We start from the raw sequence: 16,568 nt of genomic DNA on the forward strand, positions 1-16,568 counted from the left end.
GATGCGCACCGTTCCACCCCTCAGCAGGTGTTGCCCTGGAGGCCGGCCCAGCGGCCGATCGGGGTGAGCCCGGCGGGCATCCGCCCGTTCACACTGGCCGCTTCCGGGTGCACGGGTGCTTCAGGTCCCGACAACCGCAGGACTCCGGCGCGGGAGCGGTCGAGGAGCGCGAACGGCTCGTGCAGGGTCAGGGCGGTCCAGCCGCCGTCCTCGAAGTCGACGAACACGTTCACCCCCAGCTCGGCCACCAGCTCCTGTGCGGGCAGGGGCACCGTGAGCCGCACCTGCTGGGGTGTCCAGGACAGGTCGACGTCGACGGCGTCCTCCCAGATGGGGTCGGGGTGCGGAACGCGGCGGAAGCGGGCGGTCGGGGCCTGGAGCCACTGGGCGCCGTCGCGGCTGCAACTCAGCTGCTGCTCGCCCGGCCACTGTTGGGCGGCGAGGTCATGCAGGGTGAAGGTGCCCGATCCCAGCGGCTGCAGCCGGACTCGGACGGCACGCACGATGCTGGGCGTGCCCCCGAAGTCCAGACGGACCGCGAGGTGACCGTCGTCGAGCGAGAGCCGAGCGCGCAGGCCTTCCGGGTTCACCAACCCTCCCCGGAGGCGACCCGGCCCAACCAGCGGGAGCACCGCGTCTTCGTTGCCCGAGGTCGCGTGCAGGCGGGCCGCCGGCACGTAGTCGGCCTCGGGGGGTGCGGTCAGGGCCTCGTCGGTGAGCCCGTATGGGGCCGGGAGGGCGTCCAGCACCTCGGGGTGCTTCTCGCGCAGCGTGATGACGAGACGGACCGCCAAGTCGGTGAGGAACCGGATCAGGTCGCACTTGACGTCGTCGGGCTTGGTGATGTCCCCGTTCGCCAGCACGGCCTGGTAGTAGCAGCCGCCGCCGCAGACGTACCGCGACGGGCAGGTGGAGCACCCGTCGCGGTCGTCGACGACCAGGTTGAGGTAGCGGCTGCGTTCGCTGTCCTCGACGCCGGTGGAAGCGTGTCCGATGTGCCAGCCGGACTTCCCGATGAAGTGCGCGCAGGGGTAGAGGTTGCCGTTGGTGTCCAGGTACGTGCCGCTCTTGCCTGCTCCGCACCGGTAGACCTGCGCCGCGCGGTCCTTCACCCGGTAGAAGTACCGCATGAAGAAGTCCTCGGAGTTCAGGGCGAGCAGTCGGGCGAGGATGCCCTCCGGCGGCTGGCCGAGGATGTGCTCGACGAGGTCTGCGTAGCCCCGGCGGAAGGCCGGCAGCGTGGCGGCGTTGAGGGCGTAGTCCTTGTCGTGGGTCGCGTTGACCGGCTTCATGTAGATGTTGCGGGCGCCGACGTCCTCGAAGAGGTGGCGGAAGATCGCGACGAAGTCGGTGCAGTACGCGGTCAGCACCGCGGAGACGCCCATGTCGGGGTGGCGGGCCAGTACCTGGTCCAGGACGGGCCGCACGTGGTCGTAGGTGCCGCCCCGGTCGCCCGTGTAGAAGCGGACCCGGTCGTGGACGTCCTTGGGACCGTCGAGGCTGATGTCCTGGGGCGGGCCGAGCCGGTCGGCGAGTTCGGCCGTCATCGACAGCGTCGCGTTGGTGACCATCGGCCCGGCCCACACCACGCTGACCGGCGACGTGGCCAGGCCCTCCTCCACCAGGGCCTGGACCTCCTCGTGCATGTGGCGCACCAGCATCGTCTCGCCGGCGAGCCCGAAGTCGATCCGGCTGTACCGCGCGTTCTCCTCGCCGAGCCGCTTGCGGTGGGTCGCGAGGCCCTGCACCACCGTCTCCAGGGGGATCGTCACGGGCTTGCCGTCGGCGTGGACCCGGTCGCGGAACGAGCAGTACGTGCAGGCCATGTTGCACTGGTCGGTCAGGGACAACTGGGACTGCGGGTACGCCTCCCGGTAGGCCGTGACCTGGTGGACCGCTTCCAGGCCGACGCACGGGCACGGCTCGCCCGGGGCGGTGATCTGGCCCCCGCGGACGTGGAAGACATAGCCGTCCGCGAAGGAGATATGCGCTGCGTCGCTGGTGGAGAGTGGGATCGCGTCACTGATCACGGTGGACCTCTCGGTCGGGAATGGTGTGGATCGGGGCGGTACCGGAATCACAGGTCTCTTGGGCCGGGCAGTCCAACGCGCTGGCGGAATCGGTCCAGCCGGTCGGCGAGCCGGGCGATCTCGCCCATGTGCTGGTCCTCGCCCGGGCGCGCCAGGCCAGACCTCTCCCGCAGGGCGAACGTGGCATGGACGAGATCGCGCAGCTCGGTCGCGTCCTCTGCGTCGAGCACCTGCGGGATGACGGCGAGCTGCCCCTCAAGGGTCACAGGCATCCGATAGACGTCCGAGGCGGTGAAGGCAAGACGCGCCAACGCGGCCCGGGACTCGAACCACAGGTACTTGGCAGTGCTTTCGCGGCCCTGCTGTTCGTACTGGCTCGGGCGAGCGACAGTACCTGCGGATGGCTGGGGCAGCAAGTCCGTTGCCCAGCCCGGGTCTTGGAGTTCGGAGCCGGGCCGGCGGAGCTCCAACCATTCGTGCAGGTCGCGGCTCGCACGGTTGTCCGCGCTGACGAGGTCACGCTCGGCCGGGCGCGCGGCGGATCCCTCGGCCGCCAGCCCGAGGCAGGCGAGCGCTTCGATCAGCAGGTCCTCCACCGGCCGGTGGCCGTCGGGGTATGTGGCCGAGCTCAGCTCGAAGTCGACATCGCTGCCACGGGACACCACGCCTTGGGCGCACGATCCCCGTAGCAGCAGGTCCAGCTCCTCGTCGAGCCGCAGGACAGCAAGGATGACGGCAGCGAGCCGGCTGGTAATCTCCACAGCCGCCGCGGCCCTCTCGCATGCCGCCGCCCAACCGCTCGTGAACGCCAACCGGTCAAATCGCGCCGCCAGTTGCTCCAACGGCGGCCCCGGCACGGGTATGAGGTGTGTCTCGGCAGCCGAGAACAACGCCAGCATCCAGGCCTGCCTCAGCCCCTCCAACTCCAGCGAAGGAGTGGCCGACTTTTGGCCGGACACCAGGGCGTCCAACCGCCCGAGCAGGAACGCGTAGGCATCCTCGCCGCGTTGCTCGCGCAGGCGCGCGGTCAGCACGCTGTGGAAGACGCCGAGCCCCGCAGGAAGGACATCCTCAGCAAGGTGTCCCAGCGAGGCAGCGCTCGCCGATCTGCCTATACCCAAGGGGAGTTCACTCGCGAGCGTCAGCCTGATCCCGTAACCGCGGACGTCCCGCCGCGTCATGGCCGGGGTCAGCCATCCCGCGAGGACGGCCTCGAATCCATCCAGCTCCACCTCCCGGTCCGGCGCCGAAACAGGGATGCGCTCCCGTAACTTGAGATCGCGCCCGAGCAGGTCGGACCAGGCGATGTCCCACTTCATCAGGGTCAGCCCGTCCGGAGCGGCACCGGCCGGCACCAGAAGCGCGTCCTCCCAGTCGATCAGCACCGTCTCGCCACTCCGGCGGAACATGTTCCGTGGCACGCACCCCGACGCCTCGACTCCTCGATCGAGCAAGGCCACCAGCAGGCCGGCGATGACGGGTACGGAGAGGGCCCTCGCCCCGTCGTCTTCGACGGACAAGCGCGTGCCCAGGTACGGGGAGACCAGCGCAGCCCTCCGCCCGGGCAATGGAACCAGCTCAGGGACGCAGACCTTGACGGTTCCGAACCCGTCGACCACCAATCGGCCCAGACGGTGCGCTGCCTCGGCAGCGAGGGCCCGCTCGGAGCGCGCGGCCTCAAGCGGCCGGAGCTTCGCCACAAGATCACGCCCGCGGTGCTGGAAACGACGCACCTGCCCACCGACGTCTACGAGATCGAGGCCGTCGAAGGCAACCCCTTCGCCTCCCCGGTCGAACAGCTGCCGAATAGACGCCGCAAGCTTCCCCGATTCACGCGCACCCCTCACGACCCTGCTCACCGCACTCCCCTCCCGAGCGCCGCACACAGGCTTGCCACCGTAGCCGCTCCGTCACCGTGCGTTCGATCGAATTCCCAGACTGGATCGCCGCCTTCCGCTAGCGCGCGGACCACGCATAGCGGAATGGCGAGTGCCAGATAGTGATGATCATTCAAGTTCATTGCTCGTTCCTTCTGTTGGCAGCGACCAACGCGGTCGCCGGCTGGACTTAATCGGCCTTCGTCCACGGGGAGCATGGGATAATCAGCGCACGGCGCCGACCGTTCACCTGGTGCGGCTGCTGTGCGACACCCGCGGCTCGTTCGCGGATCCGCCCTCTCACAGAAGTGGTCCTTCGTTCTATGGCTACGGTCACCTCCATCGCCGACGCGCTTCAGCAGCGCCTTGCTCAGGCGATCTCCACTGCGTTCCCCGACGCCGCGGAAGGCGACCCCCAGCTCCGACGAAGCGACCGCGCCGACTTCCAGGCCAACGGCATCATGAGCCTCGCCAAGCCTCTACGGGCCAACCCCCGCGAGGTGGCCACCCGCGTCCTCGAACACGCGCCCGTTGACGAGATCATCACGAAGCTGGAGATCTCCGGCCCGGGCTTCATCAACGTCACCGTCACCGACAGCGCGATCCTGGAGCGCTTGGCTGCTCGTGCTGTGGACACCCGGCTGGGTGTCCACAGTGCCGCCGAGCCCGGTGTCACAGTGATCGACTACAGCCAGCCGAACATCGCCAAGGAAATGCACGTCGGCCACCTTCGATCCACGATCATCGGTGACGCGCTCGTGCGCGCCCTGGAGTTCACCGGCGAGAAGGTCATCCGGCGCAACCATCTCGGCGACTGGGGAACCCAGTTCGGCATGCTCATCCAGTACCTCATCGAGCACCCCGACGAGCTCGGCGACGACACCGAGACTGCCGAGACCGGCCCGTCGATGTCCCGCCTCAACCGCCTCTACAAGGCATCACGAGCCAAGTTCGACAGCGACCCCGACTTCGCCGACCGCTCCCGCCGGCGCGTCGTGGAGTTGCAGGCCGGCGACGCCGACACCATCGCATCCTGGCAAGGCATGGTCGACGAGTCGAAGGTCTACTTCGAAGCCGTCTACGCCCGCCTCGGCGTCCTCCTCGAAGACGCCGACGCGGTCGGCGAAAGCTACTACAACCCCATGCTCGCCGACGTGTGCGCGGACCTCGAAGCCTCCGGCGTCGCCGTCCGCTCCGACGGCGCCCTGTGCGTCTTCTTCGACGACATCAAGGGACCCGACGGCGAACCGACCCCACTGATCGTCCAGAAGAGCGATGGAGGCTACGGCTACGCCACCACCGACCTCGCCGCCATCCGTGACCGCGTCGGCATGCTCGGAGCCAACCAGCTCCTCTACATCGTTGACGCCCGCCAGGCCCTCCACTTCCAGATGGTCTTCGAGACCGCCCGCCGCGCCGGCTGGCTCCCCGACGAGGTTCGCGCTCTGCACCTCGGCTTCGGCACCGTCCTCGGCAAGGACGGCAAGCCGTTCAAGACCCGCTCGGGCGAGACCGTACGCCTCATGGGCCTTCTCGACGAAGCCGTCGACCGAGCCCGTACCGTCGTCTCGGAGAAGAGCCCTCAACTCGCCGCCGAGGAACTCGAAGACCGAGCCAAGCAGGTTGGCATCGGCGCGGTCAAGTACGCCGATCTGTCGACCTCACGCACCCGCGACTACGTCTTCGACACCGACCGCATGGTCTCCCTCAACGGCGACACCGGCACCTACCTCCAGTACGCCTACGCCCGCATCCAGTCCATTCTGCGTAAGGCCCCCGAGGGCGTCACCCCGACCGCCCACCAGGACCTCGCCCTGGAGCCCGCCGAGCGCGCCCTCGGCCTCCTCCTCGACGAGTTCGGCGCCACCATCAACCTGGTCACGGAGACGTTTGAGCCCCACCGCCTCTGCGCCTACCTGCACAGCCTGGCGTCGGCCTACACCACCTTCTACGAGCACTGCCCCGTCCTCAAGGCACCCAGTCGCGAGGTCATGGAGACCCGGCTGCTGTTCTGCCGGCTCACCGGCCAGACTCTCCGCCAAGGCATGGACCTCCTCGGAATCGGAACGCCCGAGCAGCTGTAGAACCGATCTGCGACGCCAGCAGGCTGGCCCAGGACAACTCGTCCCGGGCCAGCCTGCTGGCGTCCGTGCCCAAGTTCTCGGTTCCACGGAGCGAGTCCCCCTGAGCAGTGCCGACAGCGTCGCTCCCTCTCCGCGGCAGCTCTGCGACTGGGTGCGTACAGGCCTCGGACGAGGCAGGCTCCTACAGGCGACGACTCGTGAGCTCCGCGATAGCTTGCAGCACGGACTGCGGCTCGCACAGACTGTCGAGGACGCGGTCTGCCCCGGCTTCGGCAAGTTGGTCGGCCGTGGTGGTGCCGGAGGCGACGGCGATCACGGCGGCTCCGCCTTCCGCTCCGGTCCGCACGTCTTCGAGTGAATCCCCGATGATCACCGTGTTCGAGCGGTCGAAGGCGGTTCCGTGCCGGGCAGCAGCCCGCCGTTGGGCGATGCCTACCAGCGCCGGCCGGTGGGAGTCGTCGGAGGCGAAGCCACCCACGGCCAGATCGACGTACTGGTCCAGGGCGAAGGCACGGAGCTTGATCTCCGCACTGCGCTGCAAGTTGCCGGTGACCACGGTGGGTACGAGGGCCGGATGGGCATCGACTGCTGCGAGCGCGGCAGTCGCGCCGGGCATGAGCAGGCCGTCGGAACGCAGCTGCCCGATCTTGGCGGCAAGGAGTTGGGGCAGCAACTCGACGATCTGCTCTGCGAAGCGCTCGGCGTCTCCGCAGTCGACGTCATTCGCCGCCAGGAGCTCCCGCACCGCCAGTGGCATCGTGCGGCCGGTTCCCCGTTCAGGAAGCTTCGTCGCCTCACGGCCGACGACCTGGCGGAACGCCTCGCGGTAAACAGCGCGGTCGGTCTCGCCGACGTACACGAGGGTGCGGTCGACATCCCACAGAACGAGCACGGTGCTGGTCACAGTCACGACTCCTTAGCCGCCATCACTTGTCGTGATCGTTCTATCAGCTCGTTCGACCGGTGCCCGGAGATGGTCTGGAGGTGCTCCACGGCCTGCTCCAGGTGTTCGTTCAGCCTGACCGACTGGATGTTCGCCGCGAGGTTGAGAGCGGAGTCGGCGGCCGCGAAGCCGCCGTCCCGATCGCCGGCGAGGAAGTGAGCGGAGGCCGCGCGCGAGGCGAAAAGCGCCCGTGTCCGGAGGTCGGCGGCGTTCAGGGTGGAGGCGGCCTGTTCGAAGTGGTCTGCCGCGGTCTTGTGATCACCGAGTTCGAGGTGGCAGCTGCCCGTCTGGCCCAGGATCTCTCCCCGGTTCATCCAGTAGAGCCAGCCCGGGTCCTGTTCGGCCGGGCCGCGCTCGGCCAGCTCTGCGGCCTGACCGAGCGCGCGCAGGCACGACTGCTGCTCCTGGAGCTTGGCATGCCCGCGTGCTTGGCGGGTCAGGAGCATGGCTTCCAGGTACGAGGAGCCGAGGGGACGGATCTTCGCCCTGGCGGCCTGCATCGCGGTCACGGCGTCGCGGGGGTTGCCGACCGAGTAGCTCTGGATGGCCAGGTAGGACAGGGCACCGGCGCCGTAGCGGGGGTCTCCGGAGGCGTGGGCGGCTCGTAGCGCCGCCAGAAGGGCTCGTTGGGCCGCGACGTGGTGTCCGGCGTCGAAATGGAACCAGCCGAGCTGGGTGGCAGTGTCGGCGGCGATGCCGGCCAGGCGCTGCCCTATCTCCTCGGTGTAGCTGGCTGACTTCAACGTCTCGCGGATGACGGCGAGATGGGCGCGGGCGAGGCCGGCGACCATGCCGCTGCCGGAGCTGGCGTCCATGGTGCGCAGGCTGTCGATCGTCCCCTGGAAGCTGTCAGCGAGTGCAGAGGTGACCTGCGCTCCGCCGAGCGCGCGTTCGAGGGGCTCGGCGTCGGCGATGCCCCACTGATGGATGAAGGCGGAGAGGGCGGTTCCGGCGAGGAGCAGGAAGTGACGGCGACTCGGACGCATGGCGGCGGGCTCCCCTCGCATCGCATCGTGCAGTGCCGCCACCATACGGTCGGCCGTCCACGGCCCGACGATGTCGTCATGAGCAGGAGGTGAACTGACGTGCTCTCGTGGGACGGGTGAGGTCGCGGCAGACCGAAGCGGCAGCTTCACCAAGTCGGCTGGGGCACCCACCGCGTCGAGGAACTCGACGATCCGCTCGATGTGGGTCAGCCGTACCCGGCCGGCCTCCAGCCGCGACAGGTAGCCCTGGGTCAGCCCCGTGATCCCCGCCAACTCCTCTTGACGGAGCGGGATGATCTCCCGCAGGCGTTTACTCAACCCGCCGAAGTCCAGTCCGGCGAGGCTGTTGCGCACCGCCGCATCTCTCCAGACCCGCATGGGGATGGCCTCAGTTGATGACTCGGCGATCGTGCGTGCGCAAGGTCCGCACACACTGCCGCTGTCGTTGTACTGGCTGAGCGTGCACCCGCATCGCTCGCATCGCCTTGCCATCCCACCCCTCCCGTCAACGGGAGCCCCGGCCTCCCGTAGGCGACCGTCAAGATCATATTTCTTGGCGAATATGACTACTCGAATGGTCGTCTTCGACACACTCAGGCACCTTACTGCGGCGGCCGGTTGCCCATAGGCGAAGCGATCACATCGCGTGCCGGGCGCACGAGAGTTCCTATGAGCCGGCCGAGTCGCGTCCGCACTCGACTCCGGACCGGCTCAACTCCCAGTAGTTCCTGGACAGGAGCACTCGATCGGCGACTCTGCCGCGCGCACCTCGCACGCTCACGCTTGGAGGACGTTTCATGATCGCCGCGCCGTTCACTCGGCCTCCGGTCTACCACCCTGCCGGGTTCGACGATGGGCTCCGGACCGCGGTGGACGACCTGAGGGCCGGACGCTGGCTGTCGACACAACGGCTACTGGCCAACACGGCACAGCAGATGGGCCTGCGGACTTCTCGGACGCAGGTGCTGGCGCTGGTCGCGGCGCGGTCGACGGTGCTCAGCGACTGGGCCCGCGAGAACCCGGACGATCCGGGGCTGGCCGTCCTGCGGACCCGGGTGTTGGTTGAGCACGCTCTGGCCGCAGCCGCGGCCGGCTCGCCGAAGGCCGCCAGCCTGGAGCGGGAGGCCCGCGAGTCGTGCTGGGCCGCCGCTCAGGCGGTGCCCTTGGACCCGGTGCCGTGGGTGTGCCTTCTCGCCTTGGCCGTCCTGGACCGCGCTAAGCAGCGGCCGGAGCACCAACGTCGTTCATCGGACCCGATGCTTCCGCCCGGACCGTGGGGACTGCTCGACGAAGCGTTGCGGCGCAATCCCGGCAACCGGGAGGCCCACCACCGGATGCTGCGCTACTGGCACCGGGTCTACCGGCCGGCGGCGGCCGATTTCGTGAACGCGGTGATGTCGATGGCTGCGTTCGGGTCGCCGCTCGCCGCCCTGCCCCTGTACCTGTCCGTCGACTACTACCGCAACGAGCCGAGCCGCAACGCGGTCGTGCTCCGGCAGTGGTTGCGTGAGCCGCACTTCTCCCGTGCGCAGCGTGCGTACGAGAGTTGGGCCGTTTCGGAGCCCGGGTCTTGGCCGGTTGTCGACCTCAGCTACCTCGCCCATGCGTTGTGGGCGTCGGCCCAGATGGCCGCCGCCGTCGAGGTCTTCGGGGCGCTGGGCCAGTTCGCGTCCAGGGCGCCGTGGAGCCTGGTCGCCGAGTCGCCGGATCGGGCCGAGGCGCTGCTGCTGACCGCACGGCAGCAGGCCCTCGCCGGCCGGGCGACCGCCCTGGCCTGATCGCCCGCTCTGCCCGTTACCCGCCTTCTCCCCATACGGAGGTCTACCTCGATGTCCCCCGCCCACGCCGCGCCGCCGACCGACGAGGAACGGCTTCGCCAACTCGGCTACGAACCGCGTCTGTCTCGAAGGATGGGCGAGTTCGGCAACTTCGCCGTCGCCTTCAGCGTCGTCAGCATCCTGTCCGGCTGCATGACGATGTTCGCCTTCGGCCTGAACACCGGCGGGCCGGCGGTGATGTTCTGGGGCTGGATCGGCGTCGGGGCGATGGTCCTCTTCGTCGGCCTGGCCCTCGCCGAAGTGACCTCGGCCTACCCGACTTCCGGTGGGTTGTACTTCATGGCGCACCAGCTCGGCGGACCGCGGTGGGGCTGGGTGACCGGCTGGCTCAACCTGCTGGGCCTGATCGGCGGCATCTGCGGCATCGACTACGGCGCCGCCAGCTTCATCGGGGCCTTCCTCAACCTCCAGTTCGGCTACGAGCCCAACCCGGGCAGCCTGTTCGCGATCTTCGCGGCCGTCCTGCTGCTCCACGCGCTGCTGAACCTGCCGGAGGTGCGGCGGGTTTCCGTACTCAACAGCATCTCGGTGTGGTGGCACATCGGCGGCGTCGTCCTGATTGTCGGTGCGCTCGCGATCGTGCCCAGCCAGCACCAGGACGCTGGCTGGGTCGTCGGACACTTCGTCAACAACACCGGCTGGAGCAACCCGATCTACGTGAGCGCGGTCGGTCTGCTGCTGGCGCAGTACACGTTCTCGGGCTACGACGCGAGCGCTCACATGTCCGAGGAGACCACCAAGGCAGCGGTGTCGGCGCCCCGCGGGATCGTCCGTTCGATCTGGGTGAGCTGGATCGCCGGCGCCGTCCTGCTCGCCGGCATGCTGTTCGCCGTCCAGGACTACGACGCGGTCCTCGGCACCACCACCGGCGTGCCGCCCGCACAGATCTTCATCGACGCGCTCGGGACGACCGGCGGCAAGGTGCTCCTGGCCGTGGTGATCGTGGCGCAGTTGTTCTGCGGGAACGCGGAGACGGCGGCGTCGGCGCGGATGGTGTTCGCGTTCTCGAGGGACGGGGCGCTGCCCGGTTCGGCGTTGTGGAGCCGGGTGTCGGAACGTACAGGTACGCCGGTGGCCGGGGTGTGGCTGTCGGTGGGGGCGGCGCTGGTGCTCGCGCTGCCGTCCCTGTACAGCACGACCGCGTACGGCGCGGTGACCGCGGTCAACGTGGTGGGGATGACGCCGGCGTACGCGGTTCCGATCTACCTGCGGCTGCGCCGGGGGCGGAAGTTCCGGCCCGGGCCGTGGAACCTGGGCAGCCGGGGACCCGTGATCGGGTGGATCGCGGTGGGCTGGGTGGCCGTGGTGAGCGTGCTGGTATGCCTGCCGCAGAGCTACCCGGTGACCGTCGACACCTTCAACTACGCCCCGATCGCCCTCCTGGCGGTGCTGCTGCTGGCGTGGGCGTGGTGGATCCGCGCGGGGCGCTCGTACGCCCCGCCGGTCCAGCGGTCGGCCGAGCTGGTCGAGCTGACCGAGGAGGTCGTGTGACCAGCCGCCGACGCACCAGCCGAACGGTGAAGCTGCGAGCCGCCCGATACCGCACCGCTGGCGCCCCGGCGACGGCCTCGCCGACCGGGCCGCTGCGCCAACTGGTGAACGACTTCGGCGTCGAGACGGTACTGCTGGCAGCCGTGGACGCGCAGGGCCGGCTCAAGGGCAAGGAGTTCGACGCGGCCGGGCTGGTGAAGCGGCTTGAGTCCGGGCGGCTGGCCCCGGAGATGTGCGGGTACGTGATCGGCACCGATCTCGGGATGACCGCACCCGCGACCGGGTCGTTCTCCTGGGAGTCCGGGTTCGGTGACATCGGGCTGCTGCCCGACACCCAGCACGCCCGCATGCTGCCATGGCTGCCGTCCACCGCCCTGGTGCTCGCCAATCCGATCAGCAAGTCGTGGCCGCACCCGCTCGCCCCGGTCACCGTACTGGCCGAACAGCAGCAGCGCCTCTCTGGCCTCGGCCTGACCGCGAAGGTGGGCGTCGAGACGGAGTTCGTCCTCTACGAGGGCACGGCCCGGGATGCGGCAGCGGCCGGCTGGCGCGGGCTTCGTCCCGTCACCTGGGACAACCGCGACTACGCGCTCGACCTGCCTGCGCCGGTACGCGAGTTCACCAGGCGATTGCGGCAGGTACTCGCCGAGGCGGGCCTGCCCGTCGAGGCGGTGAAGGCCGAAGGCGCCCACGGCCAGCTGGAGGTCACCTTCCCCTACGGGCCGGTGACGGCGGCGTGCGAGCAGCATCTGCTGTTCAAGCACGCCGCGAGGACAGTGGCCGACGAGCAGGGCCTGACGGCGTCGTTCATGGCGGCGCCGGCCACCGGGGTCGGCAGCGGGATGCACCTGCACGTCTCGCTGCACGACGTCGACGGCCGGCCTGCGCTGACCTCCGCCCCCGAGGACGGGACCGCCCTGTCGGGGCTGGGCGAGCAGGCCGTGGCCGGGCTCCTGGCTGTACTGCCGGTCCTCGGCCCGTTGTGGGCGCCGTACGTGAACAGCTACAAGCGCTTCGCCGACCACTCCTTCGCCCCCTCCCGCTTCACCTGGGGGCGGGACAACAGGTCGTGCGCGGTGCGGGTGGTCGGCCACGGCCGCAGCCTGCGGCTGGAGGTACGGCTGCCCGGTGCGGACGCCAGCCCTTACCTGGCGCTGGCGGCCATCCTGGCCGGGATCCGGCACGGCATCGAGGCCGGACTCAAGCCCCCGCCCGCCACCAGCGGCGACGCCTACCAGAACCTCGACGCCCCACCCGCTCCGCAATCCCTCGCCGAGGCCCTGGCCGCCTTCGAAACCAACGAGCTGGCCGGTGACCTGCTCGACGAGCTGGTCACCGCGCACCTGGCCCGCGTCGCCCGCCTCGACCTGGACCACCACGTCGCCCGCGTCACCGACGCCGAGCTGGAGCGCGGTCTCACCCAGGCCTGAGCCCCGGGTCGGCCGCGGCGCCACACCCCCGGGCCCGCGGCCGACCCGGTTCCACCTCCCACCCTGCCCTCACCTGCTGGAGGACCTTCATGGACACCGTCGTCCAACGCCGCACGCACCAAGGCGTGACCCCTGCTGCCAGTCCGCCGGACGTGCTGACCAGGGCGCACCTGGTCGATGTCGCGAAGCCCGGTATGGAGGGCCTGGCGCTGTGGATGGCCTCCCGTGGCCTGGAGGTCACCGGCAGCATCGATCCCGTCGACCGTGACAGTGCCGCTGCCGCCCGGTTGCGCAAGGCCGGGGTCGACGTCACGGTCGGCTTCGACGCCGGGCACGTCCGGGAGGACCGGAGCTGCGTGGTGTGGTCGGGGGTGCTGGCCGCTCCGCACCCCGAACTCGACCGCGGCCAGCAACTGCGACTGCCGGTTCTCGCCCGGGCACACGCGCTCGCCTCGCTGACCGCGGACTTCGGCCAGCAGCTGGTGGCCGTCGGCGGCAGCCACGGCACCGCGACGGCGGCGGCGGTGCTCGCCGCCGCGCTGGACGACGAACGCACCGGCTGGATCCTCAACGCCCCTACCATCAACCGCCCGCCGGGGCACAGCGGCGACCGTCGCCTGGTGGTGGACCTCTGCCCGGACACCGCCACCCACGAGCCCGCACCCAAGGGGTCCTGGAGCTACCGCCCCAACACCGCGTCCCCGTACCGGCGGCCTCGACCGGAGGTGACACTGATCCTCGCCGCCGCGGGGAACGTGCCGCACTTCGAGGACACGGTCGAGGCCCTGAACTCTCTCACCGGCCTCGCCCACCGTTCCGGCATCGTGGTCCTGCCGCTGTGGGACAAGAGCATCAGGATCCTTCGCGAGAGACTCACCGACCGGCCCGGCCCGAACGGCCCCACCGTGGTGGTGACCGTCGGCCTCAATGAGAGCGCCGATGTGTGGGTTCTCCCGCCTCGGTGGCTTGGCGGTGAGCACCTCCTCGCCCTCCACTACCAGGGTGTGCAGTACCAGTTCATCGTTCCGGTCGCGGGCCGTCACCAGGCCCTGGCGGCGTGCGCCGCCATTGCCACCGCCCTCGTGGTCGGCGAGGACCCGGGGGCTGTGGCGGCGCGCCTCGCCACCTTCCGGGGTGTCGAGCGCTCGCTCACCGTGCTGGGCACGCAGTGCGGCATCACCGTGGTGGACTCCCGCGCCAGGCACCCCCGCGAGGTCGCCCAGGACGTGACGGCCGCACGGATGCTCACCGAGGGGAACGTGATCGTCGCCTTGGAGCCGGACGGCATCGCCCGCACCAGCGCCCATGCCGGCGGCCTCGGCGCCGCCCTCGGCGACGCCGACCACGCGCTGCTGCTGCCGGTCAGCACCCCGCTGACCGCGTACGACGGACCCGACCCGCTGGACGCCGTCGAGCGGGCCGCCGTTCGGGTCCTCGGCCCGGACGCGGTTCACCGCGTCCGCTGCGGCCCGCGCGAATCCGGCCCCGAGCAGCGGCTCTTCGAGATGACGGCCGAGGGCGACCTCGTCCTGGTCGTCGGGACCGGCCAGGCCGAGCGGCTCGGAGCCCTGCTGCTGGACCGCCTCGCGCAGACCGGTGCCCCGGACGCCGACTGCCCGTGAACCGCCCGTCGACCACCGGAGACGTCACCATGACCATCGCTTTTCCCGCCCACACCCTGACCGAGCAGCAGGTTCGTCTTCTCAGCCATATCGCCATCGAGTCCACCGTCCGCATGATCGCGGCCGACCCCGAACTCCCCTGGGAGCCCGCCGAAGTCGACGCCGCCGTCAAGAATCTGCTGATGGCCACTGGCACCCGCACCGCGTGCCAACTCGTCGCCTGGGGCACCGCTCACCGCGTCATCACCGACACCGCGCAGCCCTGCACGGCGCTCACCATTCCGATCTGCCTCCCCCCGCACCTGTACCGGATCCTCGTGGGCTGGGTCAGCGGGCGCACCTCCCCGGAACTCACGGTCGACCTCGATGTCACGACCGCCACTGTGCGTGGCTATGGCCGGGACCTGCGCGTTCGCCTGGGCGTGCACACCCAGGTGCAGGCGAGCATCGCTGCCGTCCTGGCCGGCCTGGTCTACCTCAGCGACATCGACCCCACGTGGCCCGCCGAACCGCTTCACCGCGCCGTGCCCCGCAGGCCGGCCGCATGAACCGCCAGCGCACCGGGGGCAGGGCCGCGATCGGCCTCGTCTGCTTTCTCGTCGGACTCCAGGTCGGGGCCGCCGTCCTCTACCTCGTCCAGCACCGCGCTCAGCTCACCCAACCGCTCTACCTGGCGATCTTCGCGCTCGTCGTCTTCGGCACGCTGGCCGTCGCCGACCGCCTGATCGCCTCGCGCTCCGGGCCACAGCACGAGGGCGGCTCCTCCCAGGAAGACCCGCCCCGGCCGGGCGACTGAACACCTGCTCCACCGCACCACCCCATGGCGGCCGTTTCGGGCCAGGGCCGCACCCCGACAACACCAGAGAGAAGATGAGCACCTTACGACCTGCCGACGGTATCTCGGCCCGCGATCTGGACCGCCACCTCATCAACCGCTCGGGCATCCTCGTTGACGCCAGCGCACTCGTCCAGCTGCCTGCCACCCGTCTGTCCGGGGCCGATCCCCGGCTCCTGGCCATGGGTGCCCCGGCGCCGGCCACCAACCCTGCCCCGCTGCTGCGCCTGCTGATGCGCGCCGGCTCCCTGGCCATCCCCTGTGCCCTGGTCGTCCAGCGGCTCGGCTTCCAGGTGACCGACATGCTCGCTGCGCAGCGCGTCCCCAACGTGTGGTCGGTGTCCGTGAGCGCGGTGGAGCACCGCGAGCTGGGGACCAACCCTTATCGGGCCGCAGCCCTCGCTCTCGGGCAGCCGGTCGGGACCTGCCTCGTCATCGCGACCGGCCAGACGATGCACGAGGCCCGGGCCAGCAGCGCACGCCGGGTACTGCTCAGCCACTCCGGGGCCCTGAAGGTGGCCGCGAAGAACAGCAACGGACTCAGCCGGCACGAGCACGACGTGGCTGTGCAGCTCGCCCTCGGGCACAGCTACGACGGCGTCGCCGAGCAGCTCGGCTGTTCCGCCGGCAATGCCTCCAACACCATGTCGCAGGTGATGCGTCGCCGAGGCTTCGGCGACCGAACCCGTGCCATCGCCGACCTCATCCTCTCGAAGCTGCTCGACACCGCCGAGCTTCGCGCGGCACTGCCCGACGAGCTCCCGGAACTCGCCCCGAGCGACCGCCAGGTGCTCACCCTGCTCGCCACCCACGATGTGCACACCGTCGCACGGATGACCGGCATCAACCAGAACAACATCGGCGGCGTCATCACCCGGGCCACCAACGCCATCGGGGCGAAGACCCGTACCCACGCCGTTGTCATGGTCCTTCTTCTCGGCCGACCCGTCTCGGGCACCGCCTCCGGCCGTGCCCGATGAGGCTGGTCGAGTACCCGGAGCACTACGCCTCCGACAGCAACCCGTCGCTGTACCTGGCATGCTCTGGCACCGGCCGCCCGGGCTGGCAGAACAACGTCATCACCCTCCTGGACTCGGCCAGCTTCACCGGCACCGTCCTCAATCCCCAGCCCGGCACCGGAACGGGAACACCGTTCGGCTGGCAGGAGCACAACCTGCGGCGCTTCAGCGCCGTCCTCCTGTGGCGCCCGCAGGGCGCACAGCAGGTCCGCGACTTCCAGCAGCGATTCCTCCACCGTTCGCGCACCGCGCTGGTCGTCGGCTGCGACCTGGACGACCGCGCCCAGCGGTTCATTCGCGCCGAACTGCTCGGCACCATACCCCGGTTGGCCGTTGCCTCCGGCCTCGCCGCCACCGTGCGCGCCGCCCTCGACCACCTCAACGCCCAGAGCACCGCCCGGCCCTGAGTACCA

General features: G+C 70.0%; 13 protein-coding genes. 9 read left to right on the forward strand and 4 right to left on the reverse strand.

Annotated features, from left to right (window positions below; genetic code table 11):
• Window positions 1–20 precede the first annotated feature (20 nt).
• Together ACZ52J_RS35065 and ACZ52J_RS35070 are read right to left on the reverse strand one after the other, a co-directional pair.
• Window positions 21–2,030, reverse strand: a complete 2,010-nt coding sequence (locus ACZ52J_RS35065; protein ID WP_360263780.1) for a radical SAM/SPASM domain-containing protein — start codon at window positions 2,028–2,030, stop codon at window positions 21–23.
• A gap of 47 nt (window positions 2,031–2,077) precedes the next feature.
• Window positions 2,078–3,889: a hypothetical protein gene (locus ACZ52J_RS35070; RefSeq protein ID WP_360263777.1), complete on the reverse strand. Its 1,812-nt coding sequence runs from the start codon at window positions 3,887–3,889 to the stop codon at window positions 2,078–2,080.
• Window positions 3,890–4,230: 341 nt separating this feature from the next.
• On the opposite strand from ACZ52J_RS35070, the gene argS reads away from it, so the two are divergent.
• The gene (gene argS, locus ACZ52J_RS35075; protein WP_360263774.1) at window positions 4,231–5,991 is read left to right on the forward strand and encodes an arginine--tRNA ligase; all 1,761 of its coding nucleotides are present in this window, start codon (window positions 4,231–4,233) and stop codon (window positions 5,989–5,991) included.
• Between the two features lie 181 nt (window positions 5,992–6,172).
• Here argS and ACZ52J_RS35080 read toward each other — a convergent pair whose 3' ends face one another.
• Both ACZ52J_RS35080 and ACZ52J_RS35085 read right to left on the reverse strand, forming a co-directional pair.
• A complete protein-coding gene (locus ACZ52J_RS35080; RefSeq protein ID WP_360263771.1) occupies window positions 6,173–6,895 on the reverse strand; it encodes a haloacid dehalogenase-like hydrolase in 723 nt (240 codons plus the stop codon).
• A gap of 2 nt (window positions 6,896–6,897) precedes the next feature.
• Entirely contained in the window at window positions 6,898–8,511 is a 1,614-nt protein-coding gene (locus ACZ52J_RS35085) for a helix-turn-helix domain-containing protein (RefSeq protein ID WP_465624562.1), read from the reverse strand.
• A gap of 206 nt (window positions 8,512–8,717) precedes the next feature.
• Here ACZ52J_RS35085 and ACZ52J_RS35090 point away from each other — a divergent pair, with 206 nt between their 5' ends.
• The 8 genes from ACZ52J_RS35090 to ACZ52J_RS35125 all read left to right on the forward strand — a co-directional run bounded on the left by ACZ52J_RS35090 (window position 8,718) and on the right by ACZ52J_RS35125 (window position 16,562).
• A complete protein-coding gene (locus ACZ52J_RS35090) occupies window positions 8,718–9,698 on the forward strand; it encodes a hypothetical protein (RefSeq protein ID WP_465624564.1) in 981 nt (326 codons plus the stop codon).
• A gap of 51 nt (window positions 9,699–9,749) precedes the next feature.
• Window positions 9,750–11,249, forward strand: a complete 1,500-nt coding sequence (locus ACZ52J_RS35095) for an amino acid permease (protein WP_360263766.1) — start codon at window positions 9,750–9,752, stop codon at window positions 11,247–11,249.
• Window positions 11,246–12,679 (forward strand): glutamine synthetase family protein, encoded by a 1,434-nt coding sequence (locus ACZ52J_RS35100; RefSeq protein WP_360263764.1) that lies wholly within the window; start codon window positions 11,246–11,248, stop codon window positions 12,677–12,679. The genes ACZ52J_RS35095 and ACZ52J_RS35100 overlap by 4 nt, the downstream gene beginning before the upstream one ends.
• 89 nt (window positions 12,680–12,768) lie before the next feature.
• Window positions 12,769–14,301, forward strand: coding sequence for a Mur ligase domain-containing protein (locus ACZ52J_RS35105; RefSeq protein WP_360263761.1), 1,533 nt, complete (start codon window positions 12,769–12,771; stop codon window positions 14,299–14,301).
• A gap of 29 nt (window positions 14,302–14,330) precedes the next feature.
• The gene (locus ACZ52J_RS35110) at window positions 14,331–14,849 is read left to right on the forward strand and encodes a hypothetical protein (protein WP_360263758.1); all 519 of its coding nucleotides are present in this window, start codon (window positions 14,331–14,333) and stop codon (window positions 14,847–14,849) included.
• The gene (locus ACZ52J_RS35115) at window positions 14,846–15,097 is read left to right on the forward strand and encodes a hypothetical protein (protein WP_465624567.1); all 252 of its coding nucleotides are present in this window, start codon (window positions 14,846–14,848) and stop codon (window positions 15,095–15,097) included. The genes ACZ52J_RS35110 and ACZ52J_RS35115 overlap by 4 nt, the downstream gene beginning before the upstream one ends.
• A 74-nt stretch (window positions 15,098–15,171) precedes the next feature.
• On the forward strand, window positions 15,172–16,116 hold the full coding sequence (locus ACZ52J_RS35120) for a hypothetical protein (protein ID WP_360263753.1): 945 nt from the start codon (window positions 15,172–15,174) through the stop codon (window positions 16,114–16,116).
• Window positions 16,113–16,562, forward strand: coding sequence for a hypothetical protein (locus ACZ52J_RS35125; RefSeq protein WP_360263750.1), 450 nt, complete (start codon window positions 16,113–16,115; stop codon window positions 16,560–16,562). Before ACZ52J_RS35120 ends, ACZ52J_RS35125 begins: the two co-directional genes overlap by 4 nt.
• The last annotated feature ends 6 nt before the right edge of the window (window positions 16,563–16,568 follow it).

The sequence above is a fragment of the Kitasatospora sp. NPDC034035 genome (genome assembly GCF_055575755.1).

Coding starts and splice junctions, on each gene's coding strand:
- argS (WP_360263774.1), top strand. CDS start 4,231: ATGGCTACGGTCACCTCCATCGCCGACGCGCTTCAGCAGCGCCTTGCT.
- ACZ52J_RS35090 (WP_465624564.1), top strand. CDS start 8,718: ATGATCGCCGCGCCGTTCACTCGGCCTCCGGTCTACCACCCTGCCGGG.
- ACZ52J_RS35095 (WP_360263766.1), top strand. CDS start 9,750: ATGTCCCCCGCCCACGCCGCGCCGCCGACCGACGAGGAACGGCTTCGC.
- ACZ52J_RS35105 (WP_360263761.1), top strand. CDS start 12,769: ATGGACACCGTCGTCCAACGCCGCACGCACCAAGGCGTGACCCCTGCT.
- ACZ52J_RS35110 (WP_360263758.1), top strand. CDS start 14,331: ATGACCATCGCTTTTCCCGCCCACACCCTGACCGAGCAGCAGGTTCGT.
- ACZ52J_RS35115 (WP_465624567.1), top strand. CDS start 14,846: ATGAACCGCCAGCGCACCGGGGGCAGGGCCGCGATCGGCCTCGTCTGC.
- ACZ52J_RS35120 (WP_360263753.1), top strand. CDS start 15,172: ATGAGCACCTTACGACCTGCCGACGGTATCTCGGCCCGCGATCTGGAC.
- ACZ52J_RS35125 (WP_360263750.1), top strand. CDS start 16,113: ATGAGGCTGGTCGAGTACCCGGAGCACTACGCCTCCGACAGCAACCCG.